Annotated in this window: 4 protein-coding genes and 2 tRNA genes; 2 read left to right on the top strand and 4 right to left on the bottom strand. The window is 60.9% G+C overall.

From position 1 onward, the window contains the following. Positions 1-72: 72 nt before the first annotated feature. From BREU_RS00235 to BREU_RS00225, 3 genes are all read right to left on the bottom strand, one after another. The gene (locus BREU_RS00235; RefSeq protein ID WP_044089801.1) at positions 73-5,991 is read right to left on the bottom strand and encodes an endo-alpha-N-acetylgalactosaminidase family protein; all 5,919 of its coding nucleotides are present in this window, start codon (positions 5,989-5,991) and stop codon (positions 73-75) included. 1,869 nt (positions 5,992-7,860) lie between these two features. Further along, positions 7,861-7,935 (bottom strand) — tRNA-Gln (locus tag BREU_RS00230). 38 nt (positions 7,936-7,973) lie between these two features. Next, positions 7,974-8,046, bottom strand: a tRNA-Glu gene (locus BREU_RS00225). A gap of 362 nt (positions 8,047-8,408) precedes the next feature. On the opposite strand from BREU_RS00225, the gene BREU_RS00220 reads away from it, so the two are divergent. Further along, positions 8,409-9,578 carry an ATP-binding protein gene (locus BREU_RS00220; RefSeq protein WP_044089800.1) on the top strand — a complete coding sequence of 390 codons (1,170 nt, stop codon included), beginning with the start codon at positions 8,409-8,411 and terminating at the stop codon, positions 9,576-9,578. Positions 9,579-10,061: 483 nt separating this feature from the next. Here the strand turns inward: BREU_RS00220 and gltX are convergent, their stop codons facing one another. Continuing rightward, positions 10,062-11,582: a glutamate--tRNA ligase gene (gene gltX, locus BREU_RS00215; RefSeq protein WP_044089798.1), complete on the bottom strand. Its 1,521-nt coding sequence runs from the start codon at positions 11,580-11,582 to the stop codon at positions 10,062-10,064. 1,278 nt (positions 11,583-12,860) lie between these two features. Here gltX and BREU_RS11125 point away from each other — a divergent pair. Beyond that, a complete protein-coding gene (locus BREU_RS11125) occupies positions 12,861-14,711 on the top strand; it encodes a DUF805 domain-containing protein (protein ID WP_052381962.1) in 1,851 nt (616 codons plus the stop codon). Positions 14,712-14,801 lie beyond the last annotated feature (90 nt).

Below are 14,801 nucleotides of genomic sequence, written 5' to 3'. Positions count from 1 at the left end.
TGTACGTTTGGTGAGAAGAAGTGGGGTAAAGCCGCGCTGAACGTACGCTGACGTACGTTCAGCGCTTCAGCCTCAGATCCGGCCGCGCCTGCGGCAGTAGGCCAGGGTCGCACCGGCACCGGCCAACAGCAGTCCGGCCAGGGCGACCATCGCCACGTTGGCACCGGTATCGGAGATGTTGCCATCACCCTTGTCGGAGGCATTGCCGCGCTTGACCAGAGCGGCGATTGCCTTCTCCAGCGCCGTGCGAGCCTCATCGACCTGCTTCTGGGTGGCGTCCGCGTCGTCGGCGACAGCACGGGCCTTCTTCAGGGCCGCGCGCACCGCGTTCGCGGAGTCATCGGTGTACAGGGCCAGATTGATGGCGGCGGCCTTGTTGATGGTCGCGTTCAACGTGGTCTTGTCCACCGCGCCAGGCTCGGGCTCGGGCTCGGGGCCCGGGTCAGGCATGGAGCCCTTGAGGCCGGCGATGGCATCCTGCAGATCAGCCAGCGCGGTGTTGACCTCGCCCTGCGTGGCCTGCTCATTGGCAAGCACCTGCTTGGCTGAACCCATCGCCGCCGCGAAGACCTTCCAGCTTTCGGCCGTGTAGTCGGACTCCTTCAAGGATTCCGCCTTGTTCACGGTGTTCTGCAGGTCCGTCTTGTCCACCACGACCGGGCCGGGGCCAGGTTCCTCGCCCTTCTGCTCGAGACCAGCAATCGCGGTTCCAAGGTTCGCGGTGGCGAGGGCCACGTCATAGGCGGAGGCCTTGTCGTCATCCGCCACGGTCTGGGCGGCGTCGCGAGCCTTGATCAGGGCGGACCATGTTACGGCCGTGTAGTCGGACTCCTTGAGTGCATTGGCCTGAGCCAGCGCATCCTTGAGGTCGGACTTGTCCACCACGGTCTCCTCCGGCGCCACCTCTCGGTTGGTGGTGAGGCGCAGCTCGGAAGCGGACGCGAATGTGTTGACCTGATTGGCGCCGGAACCTGTGGAGCTGAGTGCAATCAGGCGTACGCTGACCACGTCGTCCACAGCGTCGAAGCTGGCCTTCTGCCAAGCGGTGTCATAGGTGAACTCACCGGTGACCTCCTTGGTGGAGCCATCGGCCAGCGTCAGCAGGATCCTGTATCCCAAAATCTTGCCGTTGACAGTCGCCCCACCCGGTCGCGGAAGGTACCGCAGACCGTTGATGGTGGTCGGCTCGTTGAGGTTGAACTGGTACCAGGCCGTGCCGTTTCCGACGGCGTTCTCGCTCCAGTTGGTATGCCAGTAGGTGCTGGCGGAACCGTCCTGGGCGAACTCCTTCGGGCCTTCGTAGTCGCCGTAGTTGCTCTGCGCGCTGCCGACTTCCACGTCATAGCCGCCGAGCTGGTCTGAACCGTCCATCGCCACGTCATACTTGTCGCTGCTCTCGTTGCCGGGAGCGGTTTCCATGTATTCGGCGAGCGCGACCAGCAGGTCATAGGCCTTGGTGAAGTCGTCGGCGGTGGCGCCGTCCTTGTTGATGAGCACGCGGGCCTTGACCAGCGCGTTCTGGTAGGTCTGCCATGCGGCTTCGCTGACCTCGGACTGCTTGCCGTCGAACTTGCCTTGGATTTCCTTGAGCTTGTCGCTGGCTTCGGCCTTGGTGCGGGTTTCGGATGCCACGCGCTCGATCTTGAGGTTGTCGAGCACGAAGTCCTTGTATCCGCCGAAGTTCGCGGCGTTGCCGGTGGTGCTCTGGGTGTCCGGAGCGGTGGAGGTGGAGTAGATGCCGAACCAGGAGTCGCCGTTGACGCCTCCGGTCAGCTCGAATTCGGCCTTGCCGGTCTCGCCGAGCGCCTTCTTCAGGTTGGTCAGCTTGACGTTACTCGCCGAATACTCACCCTGGCCGACCGCGATGGCGTAGATGTCATCGGAACCGGACTGGTAGTCGAACGACACCTTGTACTTCGCACCCGGCTCGAACTGCACGTTCTGCGGGATCGTCTGGTAGACGAGGGTGCCCTTTTGGGACAGACCATTGATCTTCACCGACCACGTGCCGTCGAGCACGTCGTCCATCTTCTTGACGTCCCATCCGGCCTGCGTGTACGGGGCATGCAGCTCGGAGAGGTGGACGCGGTTGTCTTCCACGCCTTCGGATCCGGAGACCACGAACGGCCAGATGCCCTGGGCGTTCTTCTCGAAACCGTTGGTGAGGGACTTGAGGCCACCGTCCTCGTCATAGGTGATGCCGGAGTAGTCGTTCTCCACGATACGCACATCATCGAAGTACGTGTGCGCCTCGTCGGTGCTGTTGCGGGAGAGGGTTACTGTGGCGTCGCCGTTCTCAGGCGCGGTGAAGAACACGTACATGTTCTGGAAGTAGCTGGAGCCGTCTTCCGTGTTGCTGTTCGTGTTGTGTCCGTATGCCTTGATGTAGTTCTTGGCGATGGACTTGCCGGTGGCGTTGGTGGCGAGCACCTTGCCGCCGCTGGTCACCGTGACCGAGGCTTCGCCGGTACTGCGGTTGTCGACGCCGACGTACAGGGCGTACTTCTGGCCGGCCTTGAGGTCGGTCAGACGCTGGGCGACGCTGACCTTGCCGCTCAGGCGCAGCATGGCGTTGTTCTCGCCCTCGACTTCGGCCTTTCCGATGCCGGTGACGGTCCAGTTGGACTTGAGCGTGTCGGAGCCGCCGTTGAAGCCGGCGTCCACCACATGCATGCCCTCGCTCCAGTTGACCGTGATCTGCTTGGCCTCGCCCTGGTACACCACGTACGGGGTCTCGGCGTCGGCGGTGAGCGTCACCTGGCCGCCGGAGACGGCGACGGTCTGCTCGTTGGTCTTGCCCTGGTCGGTGAGCTGGTACACCTTCACGCTGGAGAGGTTCTTCCAGCTGTCGGGCAGCGTCCAAGTGGTGGTGCCGCCCTTGGTATTCCAGTGGTAGAGCTTCTCGTCGCTGGACTTGACGACCTCGCCGGTGGAGGAATCCCACACCCACGGCAGCAGGTACGACTCGTCGCCGGTGGCGGAGCCGTCGCCGGCAGAGACTTCGCCGGAGGCCACGACCTTGCCGTTGAGAGTGATGGTGCGCTGGCGGTAGGCGGCGCTGGAGGCGTCGTTGGAGCCACGGGAGAGGACCACGACGTTGCCGTTGGAGTCCTTGAGCGTGATCTGCTCGTTGCCGTTGTTCGTATTCGGGTCGGTCACCGCGTTGGCGTTGCCGTTGTCCGAGGTGAGCAGCGGGTTGTTGACCCAGCGGGTCACCTTGAAGTGCTGGATGAACTTGGTGGACACGTCATGGGTGAACAGGTTCTCGATGTAGGCGGCATAGTCGTTGCGGCCCTGCCAGCCCTCGAAGTCCTTCATGTTGTATCCGCCGAGCAGCGGGGCGTTGGCCGCGCCTCCGTAGCTCGGGTAATCGCCGACCCAGCTGTCCTTCTGGTGGTTGCGCAGGAAGCGCATCACTTCGGAGTTCTCGCCCTTGAGGTCCTTGCCGCCGTAAGTCAGATCGGCCGCCCAGTGCTGGAAGGTCGAATCGTACTCGTTGCCGGAGCCCCATTCGGTGGTCATGCGCCAGCCGTTGTCGTTGATCATCTTGCTCATCTTGCGGGTCTCCCACGAATCCTCCGAGCTGGAGGAGGTCAGGTTGCCCCACACGTCGAGATAGATGAAGTCCATGTTGTCGCCGACTTCGTCCTTCAGCTCCGCGAAACGGCTGAGGCGGGAGCCGGAGGCCAGATCGTAGATGCCGTCGATGCCGATGCCCTGATCGAGCCAGTTCCAGCCGTAGCTCAGACCGCCTGCCGCGTTGCGGCGGACCATGTCCTCGCTGAAGGCCTTGGCTTCCGGATACATTTCGGAGGCGTTGACATGGATGCCGAAGCGGGCGCCGTATTCGGCACCTTCGGTCATCAGCGTGTTCATGTCCTCGGCGCCGCCGATACGCTGCCCGATGTCGCCGTAATCCGGATGGCCGGAGTCGTGGCCTTCGTTGCCGTAGCCCTTGAGCAGCACGGATTGGCCGAGGCCGTCCGTGTTGAGCGCCACCTTCTTGACGTTGTCAAGCGTGGTGAGGAACGGGTTCTGCGCCTGGGAGCCGAAGTTCATGGCGATGCGCCATGCCACCAGCTCAGGCACTTCCTCGGACTTGTACGGATTGTTCATGATGTCGCGATAAGCGATCGCGCCATCCTGCCAGTTGACCACACCGTCCTCGTTCTCATCGCCTGCGATGGCGACGGACATCTGCGGCATGGCGGTTTCGGCCACCGTATACTTCTTGCCCTTGGAATCGGTGACCGTGCGGTGGTAGTACCACGGAGCGCTGGCCAGACCGAAGGACGTGGTCTCACCCGTCTGCTGGGTGGTGGCGTAGACGCGCGTGTTCTGGCTGCCGCCACGGACGCCGGCGTATGCGGCGCGACCGTCATGCTCGGAATTCGACCACAGGCCGGCGCTCAGGCCGGCACCGGAGACGAAACCGTACGTGTAGTCGCGGTCGGTGTAGCTGGTGTCGTCGGTGATGACGAAGTTCTCATCACCGGGCTTTGTCGTGCTGGACGACATCGTGGTACCGGTGAACTGGGCGCTGTCCTGATTGGCGCGCACGGAGACCAGGCTCTGGTTCGGGAAAGCGAGCGTCTCGATGGCGTTCTTCTCCACACCGTTGCCTTCGGGGATGCCGTCGGACAGATTGTTCTTGATTTTGGTGACGTTGAGATGCAGCTGGTTCTTCTCGACCTTGATCTCGACGGTGATCACCGCGTCGATCTTCTTGGCTTCGTCCTTGACCTTCAGCGTGTATGTGGCTTCGGTGGCGCTGACCTTCTTGAAGGTCACGTCATCATCGGCCAGTTCGATGTTGGTGCCGTTGATCTGGACGGTGCGCACATCCTTGGTCTGGCCGTACATCACCTTGCCATCGGCCATGGTGTACTGCAGCACGGCCGGGAAGTTCTGCTTGACCTGGACTTCCATCTTCTTGGTCTTGAGCGTTTCGGTCTTGACCGCCGCAGACTTGGTGAGGACGATCGGATCGATGGCCAGATCGGCGTCGGAGACGGTCACCTGCTGTGAGACGTCCTCGTAGCCGTCTTTGGCGACGGACAGCGTGTATTCGCCGGCTTCGACGTCGGCGAAGCTGAAGCCGCCGTCCTCACCGGTCTTCGCCTTGGCGTCGCCCAGACGCACTGCTGCGCCGGCGATTGCGGCACCCTCGGCGTCGACGACCTTGCCGGAGACCGCATACTTGGCGGCTTCAGTGACTTCGGGGAAATCCTTGATATACACATCGGTCACCTGGTTCAACAACTTCCAGGAGCCGGCCTTGATGGCGAGTTTGTTCGAGAGGTTCGTCATCTTGGAATAGTCAACGTCGAATGCCTTCTGGCCGTCGACGGTCAGCGTGGCTACTTTGGCGTCGGTCCAGGAGACGACGACGTCGTGCTCGTCGTTGGCACTGGGCGCGGCGATGCGGCCTCCGCTGTACCAGTCGCCTTCGCCGCCGCCGGTGTAGGTCTGCCAGAACCAACCTTGGGCGTCATAACCGATGAACAGACCGCTGCCGGGATCGTTGTATCCCAGATAGAAGCCGAATCGATTTGCCGAGCCTTCCTGCGGAGACTTGATGGTGGCGTGGAAGGAACCGGCCTTGGAGAAGTCGTAGTCCGTGCCCCAGATGGCCACGGCAGGCCAGTCATTGGCTGCGCTCGGGTTCGCCGCCGCATTGCCGTGCGCCGCAGTGGACTTGAAGTGCAGCCAGCCGTCCTCCATCGCCAGGATCTCTCCGCCCTTGGCTATGTTGGCGTCGATGGTCCAGCCTTCCACGGCATCTGTCGCGGCATCGGCCGAGGAATCGGCTGCGGAATCATTCTGGACTGCGGGAGTCTGGGTGGAAGCATCGTCGTTGATCTTCTGGATCTGGCTCGCCAAGGATTGTATGTCGGCATCAGTGAGAGGTGAGGCGAACGCCGTCCCTCCACTGCCCATACACGTCAGGGCTAGCGCTGTCGCCAGCGCCACTGATATCGTCTTTTTCATTAACTATATTTTCCTTGATCTCTTCATCGAGGTGGAACAGGTGCCATCATCATTGAAAAATAAAGCATCTGTAATTACGTGAAGATACTTTACAAGAAGAATTCTCCAAGCGCAATCTGAGGCGGTTCCCAGTTGTGTGCGCCGGGTCGTGTGCGCCAGGTTGCACAAGCCTACTCAACGAAGCATCCTCGCCATTAGACCGAAGCTTTGCGCCACTGACAGGCGGCGACCGTGGCGACTTGTCGACCGACCCGAGGTTTTGCTGCGCTGAAAAGCCATGACCGAAGCATTCCTCCCACCCGACCGAGATATTGCCCCGCTGACAAGCCGTCAGCAGGGCAACCTGTCGGTTGACCCTAGGTTCCGCCCCACTGAACGGCGGCAATCGGATCGGCTTGCCGACTGACCCGAGATATTGCCCCGCTGAGAAGCCGTCAGCAGGGCAACCTGTCGGTTGACCCTAGGTTCCGCCCCGCTGAGAGGCGGCGACCGAAGCATTCCTCCCACCCGACCGGGATATTGCCCCGCTGACAAGCAGTGACCGGGGCACCTCCACGGCCCAACCGAGGTTCTGCCCCGCTGAGGAGCTGTCAGCACGGCGTTTTCTCCGTTGAACCGAGGTTCCGCCCCGCTACGCCGGTGTAGGCGCGACATTCCCCCGGTGTAGCCGATGTTCTGCTTCACTGAAGAGCGACGACCGGGGCGACTTGCCGACCGACCCGAGATATTGCCCCGCTGAGAGGTGGTGACTGGGGCATTCCTCCCACCCAACCGAGATATTGCCCCGCTGAGAGACCGTCAGCGAGGCAACTTCACCACTGAACCGAGGTTCCGCCCCGCTGAGGAGCCGTCAGCAGGGCGTTTTCTCCGTTGAACCGAGGTTCCGCCCCGCTGAGGAGTCGCCAGCGGGGCGATTTGTCGGCCGACCCGAGATATTGCCCCGCTGAGAGGTGGTGACTGGGGCATTCCTCCCACCCAACCGAGATATTGCCCTGCTAAGAAGCTGTCAGCACGGCAACTTGTCGGCTGACCCTAGGTTCCGCCCCGCTGAGAGGCGGCGACCGAAGCATTCCTCCCACCCGACCGGGATATTGCCCCGCTGACAAGCAGTGACCGGGGCACCTCCACGGCCCAACCGAGGTTCCGCCCCGCTGAATGGCGATAATCGGGGCGATTAATCGGCTGGACCGAGGTTTTGCTGCGCTGCTGACCCTTAACCCTGCCGAATGGCTTTGAGCTGGGCGGGACACCGAAAAGCGGCAACGTGGTCTCGTAAGTTGGTACGAGAAAGAAGTGAAGTCGGCTGGGCATGTGATGACCGTTTCGCTTCGCGGGGTGTTCTCAGTGAAGGCAGCTGGCCGGTTGACGTCCTGATGACTTCGCTGCATGGCGCTGAGTGAAGCCATCAGGGCACATAGCGGCCGTTTCGCCTCGCCGAGGACATGCAGGATGCGGTGCGGACGCTCGTCGCGTGCCACGCCACTGCAATATCGCTCGTATCGCGCAGGCGTGGCACGCGTCGCATATTCACGATTCCCCATAGTGGCGGATTTCCGCGGTTTTGCGATTCGCCGTCCTGCCACGCTGGCGCATACTGCGATTGATTGTGCTGGTGCGGCACGCCCGCGTACCACACCAGCACAAAACAGCCTGTATTGCACCGGTGTGGCACACGGACGGCACATTCCATGCTGTTTGGTTTCAATGCTTGTTCGACAAGGACGTCAGCTTGATACACAATGCCATGCGCATCTGCACCCACCTGTGCCGGCCGCAGCGGAAGCAACGAAGCACGCCTGCACGCGGATAAAAACCGCATTACTTTGCTTACTCCGAAAAACAAAAACCCTCGCATTCCGCGAGGGTCATTGGCTGGGGTGCCTGGACTCGAACCAAGAATGGCTGAACCAGAATCAGCTGTGTTGCCAATTACACCACACCCCAATTTGGCTTGGCGTAGCAACTCATGGAGTTGTCCGTCGTACCCCCAACCGGATTTGAACCGGTGTTGGCGCCGTGAGAGGGCGTAGTCCTAGACCGCTAGACGATGGGGGCATATTCAGTTTTTCAACCGGCTGCTCGGTGAACCGCGCAACAGGTGATTAATATACGCGAGTATCCAACTCAACGCAAATCACGGCGTGTCGCGCGGAATTCCAACGTTTTATGAATCTGCTTCATATTCCATGCGCACACAAACCGTCTTGTCAATCTTCCCCTTCAGCAATCGGCCGTCCGTCATTCCGCCACCATCCGGCGCAAACTACATATCACTTTCAGCGAGCATCATCACTTGAGCACAGGCGCGGCACATAGAACCGTACAATATGGAATAGTAACCAGTAAAATATGGAATAGGCATATTAAAATTACGGACTAGACTTATCGAAATCACGGAATAGCGAGGTAGGCCAATCGTGATCCCACGCGCGATATCAGACAAAATCAGGGAACTGAACTCCAAATTCCCCATCCTTACCATCACCGGCTCGCGTCAAAGCGGCAAAACAACGTTGTCGCAACACCTGTTCCCCGACTACGAATACGTCACGTTGGAGAATCCTTCGGTCCGAGAATTCGCGCGGACAGACACCAAGGCCTTTCTTGAGCGGTACAACAATCACGTAATCTTTGACGAGGCACAACGTGTGCCCGACCTGTTTTCCTATCTCCAAGGCATAGTAGACGATCGCGATGAACCGGGGCAATTCGTCCTGACTGGGTCGCAGAACTTCCTTCTTATGAAGAACATCACGCAATCCCTTGCGGGGCGAGTTGCAGTCACGTATTTACTGCCACTTTCCCACTCCGAAATGGCGAACGCCAACATCAATCTGCCTACTGTATACGACTGGGTGTGGAAAGGAGGATATCCTCGCATGTTCGCATCATCAATCGACCCCAACGACTTCTTTCCGAACTACATCGGCACCTACGTGGAACGTGATATTCGCGAAGAGCTCGGAGTCCGCAAACTCAGCGAATTCCGCAGATTCCTGGTGCAATGCGCGCTGCGCTGTGGAGAAATAGTCAATAACGCCGACCTGGCACGTAACTGCGGAATCGATGGGAAGACCGTTGAGGAGTGGCTTTCCGTGCTGGAGACAAGCTTTATCGCATTCCGGCTTTATCCGTATTACAAGAATTATGGAAAGCGCCTCGTCAAAAGCCCAAAACTGTATTTCTACGACACGGGTCTTGCGGCGAATCTACTGGCAATGGAGTCTGCGGACGACCTGCGCTTCAGCCAACAACGCGGCAATCTATTTGAAAATGCCGTGGCCAGTGAGATCATCAAACAGTATTATGCCGTCGGCCGCCGTCCCAGACTGTACTACTGGCGTGATTACAGTAAAAAGGAAATCGATTTCATCATCGAAAAGGGCGGAGCGATTCAATACGCCATCGAAGTCAAGGCATCAAGTACCTACGACCCCCACGCCTTCGCCACAATCAGCACCATGGCCGATGTCATGGAACTTAGCAATGACCAACGCATCGTCGTCTACGGAGGAGGACAAAGTCTCGATACCAGCTTCGGGCGTCTGCTCACCATCAACGATATCCCAAGCCTTGTGAATGCGTAACAGGCAGCAATGGGCCCATATACGTTGGGACATGTCCTGACGAGAACATGGCATGACATTATGTCCGATTTCCACGCATGGCTAAGGGAGGAGATAGGACGCAGCGTCGATAAGGCGGCTGCAATCCAGCCCCGAGGCCATCCACTGCGTTCATTAGGTTGTTTGTCATTCATTTGACAGGTGATGCTCAAGCCGTGATGCTCAAGCCGTGATGGTCAAGCCGACACCACGGAAACCCGCCATTTCAATGATCGGCGCGGCAAGGCATCTACTGGCAAGGCACCTACCTAATGAATGACACATCAACCTCATGAATGAATGTAGCCGATACGTTGAGCGGCGATAACGGCATGGGCGACACTGGTACCGCTCTGAGTACGCGAAAGGCGGGCATCAGTGTGAACAGATGCCCGCCTTTGACTACCCCTCAGTCAGCTTCACTGCCAGCTCCCCTGACAAGGGGAGCTATTCAAAATGCCGGACTCACAGGTGCGCGCGCAGGCCCTTCAGGCGGGCCACGGAAATCGCCTTGCCGACGATCTCCATCGACTCGAACAGCGGCGGGGAGACGCGACGGCCAGACATGGCCACACGAACCGGGCCGAAGGCGAGACGCGGCTTGTAGCCACCGTCCTCCACCAAGGCCTTGTTCAGCGTCTCGTGCAGGTGGTCGGTCTTCCAGTCGGCCTCGTCCACGCCTTCGAGCGCGGCGATGGCGGCGTCAAGCACTTCGCCGGCGGAGTCCTTGAGCTGCTTGCGTGCATCGTCGGCGGGCTCCAGATATTCCTCGGTGGAGAGGAGCGACCCAACCATGCCGGCCACCTCGCCCAGCAGTCGCACACGCGGCTGGACCAGTGGTGCGGCGGCGGTCAGAATCTCCTGTTCACGGGAGGTCAGAGCATCCCAATCGTCGGCGGAGACCACGTCGTCACGCTTGAGGTACGGCACGGAACGGCGCAGGAAGTCAGCCGGGTCAAGCATACGGATGTGCTCGGCGTTGATGGAGATGGCCTTGTCGAGGTCGAAGCGGGCCGGGTTGGCCTTGACGTCGCGCACATCGAACTTGGCGATCATCTCATCCATCGTGAACACGTCGCGGTCCGGAGCGATGGACCAGCCGAGCAGAGCGAGGTAGTTGAGCAGGCCCTCGCGGATGAAGCCGGCGTCGCGGTGGTTGAACAGGTTGGACTCCGGGTCTCGCTTGGAGAGCTTCTTGTTGCCCTGGCCCATCACGTACGGCATGTGGCCGAACAGCGGGGTGGTCTTGGCGATGCCGAGCGCCTCGAGGTAACGGTAGAGCACGATCTGGCGCGGGGTGGAGCTGAGCAGGTCCTCGCCGCGCAGCACCACGTTGATGTCCATCATCGCGTCGTCCACCGGGTTGGTGAGCGTGTACAGGGCGTCACCGTTCGGGCGCACGATCACGTAGTCCGGCACGGAACCGGCCTTGAATTCGATGCGGCCACGGATGAGGTCGTCGAAGGCGATGTCCTCGTCGGGCATGCGGATACGCAGCGCGGGCTTGCGGCCCTCGGCGCGGAAGGCGGCCTTCTGCTCCTCGGTGAGGTCGCGGTCGTAGCCGTCGTAGCCGAACTCGGCCGGGCGGCCGGCGGCGATGTTGCGCTCCTTGATTTCCTCCGGGGTGGAGAAGGACTCGTAGGCATAGCCGGCCTCGAGCAGCTTGGCGGCGACGTCCTTGTAGATGTCGGTGCGCTCGGACTGGCGGTACGGGCCGTGGGGGCCGCCCACGTCGATGCCCTCGTCCCAGTCGATGCCCAACCAACGCAGGGCTTCGAGGATCTGGTTATAGCTTTCCTCGGAGTCGCGTGCGGCGTCGGTATCCTCGATACGGAAGATCAGCTTGCCGCCTGTGGCACGGGCCTCGGCCCAGTTGAACAGGGCGGTGCGCACCATGCCGACGTGCGGGGTTCCGGTGGGCGACGGGCAGAAGCGAACACGGACGTTCGCGGGGAGTTCGGGTTTGGTGTTTTCAGCATCAGTCATAGTCCACTACTTTAGGACTGCCCTTGGGCAGAATCTCGCTGAGCCGGCTGTCAGCGAGGCAAAACCACTGGCCAGCCGCCGAACCGCCCCACTGACAGCTCCCCAGCGAGGCAAAACCACAACCAAGCCGACGGAATACCCCGGTCACCGCCATTCAACGGAGCAAAACCTCAGCCAGACCGAGGAAACACCCCGCTGAGAGCTCCCCAACGGGGCAGAATCTCGACCCAGCCGAAGGAACACCCCGGCCACCGCCACTCAACGAAGCAAAACCTCGACCAAGCCAACAAAATACCCCGGTCACAGCCACTCAACGGGGCAGAATCTCGATCAAGCCAACAAACCGCCCCACTGACAGCTCCCCAGCGAGGCAAAACCTCGAACAGACCGACGGAATACCCCGCTCACCGCCCGTCAGCGAGGCAAAACCACTGGTCAGCCGCCGAACCGCCCCACTGACAGTTCCCCAACGAAGCAAAACCTCGGCCAGACCGAGGAAACACCCCTGCCACCGCCATTCAACGGAGCAAAACATCGGCCCAGCCAACAAACCGCCCCGCTGAGATATGTCGCTCAGCAGGCGAGGCCGTTGAACAGCGCAGCCCAATCCTGGGATTCATCTTCGCGCGTTTCGTGGAAATCAGCGACGGCACCGTTCGCATTCTTGTAGTCGTTGTTCATCATGTTCCCCTTACTGCCATGCGTCAGAAGCGTCAATTGCTTCCCGGCTCCGTCACCGCAGCCGCGCGCATATTGAATAACTGCAATCACCGTAACACAAATGAACAAAATCGCTCAACAAGCATACATATCAATTTGATAACAATGCACCCCGCGTGCGCCTCCCTCAGCGGGGCCGTGGGAATGCAAGCAATACGAACCACAACGAAAATCTCGGAATACATCTCCACGTACGCCCCGCCTCAACGCAATCGCGAAAACGAAGCCCAAACAGGCCGATAGCCCACCCAGCGACCGCTCCAGCGTCGCCACCCCAACAGGTGGCGCGCCCAGCCCATATGTAGCGGGCTCGATAAGTGCGCATCTGTTCTCTGCCGTCGGCCGTGGGCCTGAGGAAAAGGGCTTGCGACGAACCTCCCGCCCGAAGCAACGGAAACCAGGACCACAGCATCTACAGCATCCAGCACTCATGAAAGAACGCATCAGAACAGTATTCAGACCAATATTCAGACAACATTCCCCTACATTGCTTGGTTTTCCATGAAAAGCTGGAAGAATAGAGATGGACGAATACAGTCCTTGATGAAAGGGGAATCAATGACCGATCCCAGCAATGTGCCGCTGCCGCAAGCGCCAACGCCCGGCAACGCAAGCACAGATTCGCAAGCACACCGCACACCCAACGACAATGCCGCAATGCCGCAGTATGGGCATAACGATTATGCCACTCCGCTCGCTCCCGCCGGTCAGGCCGAGCAACCCGCCCAGCCACAGAACGCGGCTACTCCGTTCGAGCCGCAACAGCCCCAACAACCCCAACAGCCGGCTTATGGCCAGACCGCTCAGCCGCAATATGAGGCGCCGCAGTACGGCCAGTACACACAGCCGCAGAACGCCGCCAACCAGTACGAGCAGTCCACGCAACCGCAATACGGAACCCCGCAATACGGTTACGGTCAGGCGACCCCGCAGACCAGCCAGCCGCAGTACGGAGCACCGCAGTACGGGCAGACCGAGCAGCCCCAGCAGCCGGCATACGGCCAAGCCGCGCCACAGAACGCCGCGAACCCGTTCGACCCCCAGCAGCAGCCGGCCTTCAGCACCCAGTCGCAGTACGGGCAGACCGATTCATCACAGTATGCCGCTCCGCAATACGGCCAGTATGGGCAGTACGGTCAAACGGAGCCCCAGCCGGCCGCCAACCAAGCCGCCGCATACGGGCAAGCCGACCAGCCTCAGTCACAGCCCCAGTACGGCACCCCGCAATACGGCCAGCCCCAGCAGCCCCAGCCCCAGTATGACCAGCAGTCCGGCAACCCATACGGCGCGAACCCGTATGACACCGGCACCGCCAACTCCACCAACGCTGCCGACCTGTACAACGCGAATCCGTACGCCAACCAGTATGGCAACAACCAGTACAACGGCAACCCGTATACCGCCCCGCAGCAACCCTCGGTCTATCCCGCGTCTGCGCAAGCCGCCACAGTGCCGCTGGACCAGCCCTACTATGGCTGCCCCTTCCCGGAGGCGTTCCTGCGCTACTGGAAGAAGTACGCCGTATTCACCGGGCGGGCATCCCGCAGCGAATTCTGGTGGTTCATGCTGGCGTTCCTTGGCATCAACTTCGTACTGGGCACGCTGACTGATGTCACCGACGGCAAGCTCGAGTTCCTCGAAAGCATCTGGAGCATCGGCACACTGGTGCCGAATCTCGCACTGGCAGTCCGACGCCTGCACGACACCAACAGATCCGGCTGGTGGCTCGCCGGATTCTACGGCGCGTTCGTAGGCGGCATCGTCCTGATTATCGCCGGCGGTGCCGGTGCATTCTTCGGCGGTCTCGGCGGCATGCAGTATGGCGGCACCTACAGTGAGGGCTACGGCGCTATCGCAGCCGGCAGCATTGGCCTGATAGTGGTCGGCGTATTGCTGCTCGCCGCCCCCGGCATCGTGTACATCGTATTCATGGCGCAGGCCAGCAAGCCGGAAGGCGCGCGCTTCGACAAGAATCCTGCCGCGGCAACACCCAATGGCTACGCGCCCACTGATCCCAACGGTTACGCGCCCAATGGTTACGCGTCCAGCGACCCCAATGGTTACGCGCCCACCGGATACGCTCCCGCAGCGCCGACCACGGACGCTTCCTACGGAACTCCGCAGACGTCCGCATATCCGGAATACGGCGCCCCGGCGGCGCAGACACCCGTCTATGGCGAACCGGGCGCGGCCGCGACTCCCGCGACCCCAACCACTCCGGTAGCTTCGGCGACTCCGACAGCACCGACAGCACCGACAGCACCCGCGTACGGCAGCGATGCCAATGCCGCAGCCCCCGCTTGGCAGCAGCCGGCGGCGGCGCCGAGTGAGGCATCGCCCAGCAATACCAACGCCGGCACCGACAACGCCTCTGACAACGCCGGGCAGAAGCCCTGGCAGGGTCAGTGAGCTGATAGCCCCTGGCGATAATCCCTGCTAGGCAGCAGCAGAGCCCCGTTCATACGAGCGGGGCTCTTGTCATATCCTGCACCCCTCCAA

This window comes from Bifidobacterium reuteri DSM 23975 (genome assembly GCF_000741695.1).
GTDB lineage: Bacteria > Actinomycetota > Actinomycetes > Actinomycetales > Bifidobacteriaceae > Bifidobacterium > Bifidobacterium reuteri.
This window is presented reverse-complemented; position numbering and strand designations above follow the sequence as displayed.

Coding starts and splice junctions, on each gene's coding strand:
- gltX (WP_044089798.1), bottom strand. CDS start 11,582: ATGACTGATGCTGAAAACACCAAACCCGAACTCCCCGCGAACGTCCGT.
- BREU_RS11125 (WP_052381962.1), top strand. CDS start 12,861: ATGACCGATCCCAGCAATGTGCCGCTGCCGCAAGCGCCAACGCCCGGC.
- BREU_RS00235 (WP_044089801.1), bottom strand. CDS start 5,991: ATGAAAAAGACGATATCAGTGGCGCTGGCGACAGCGCTAGCCCTGACG.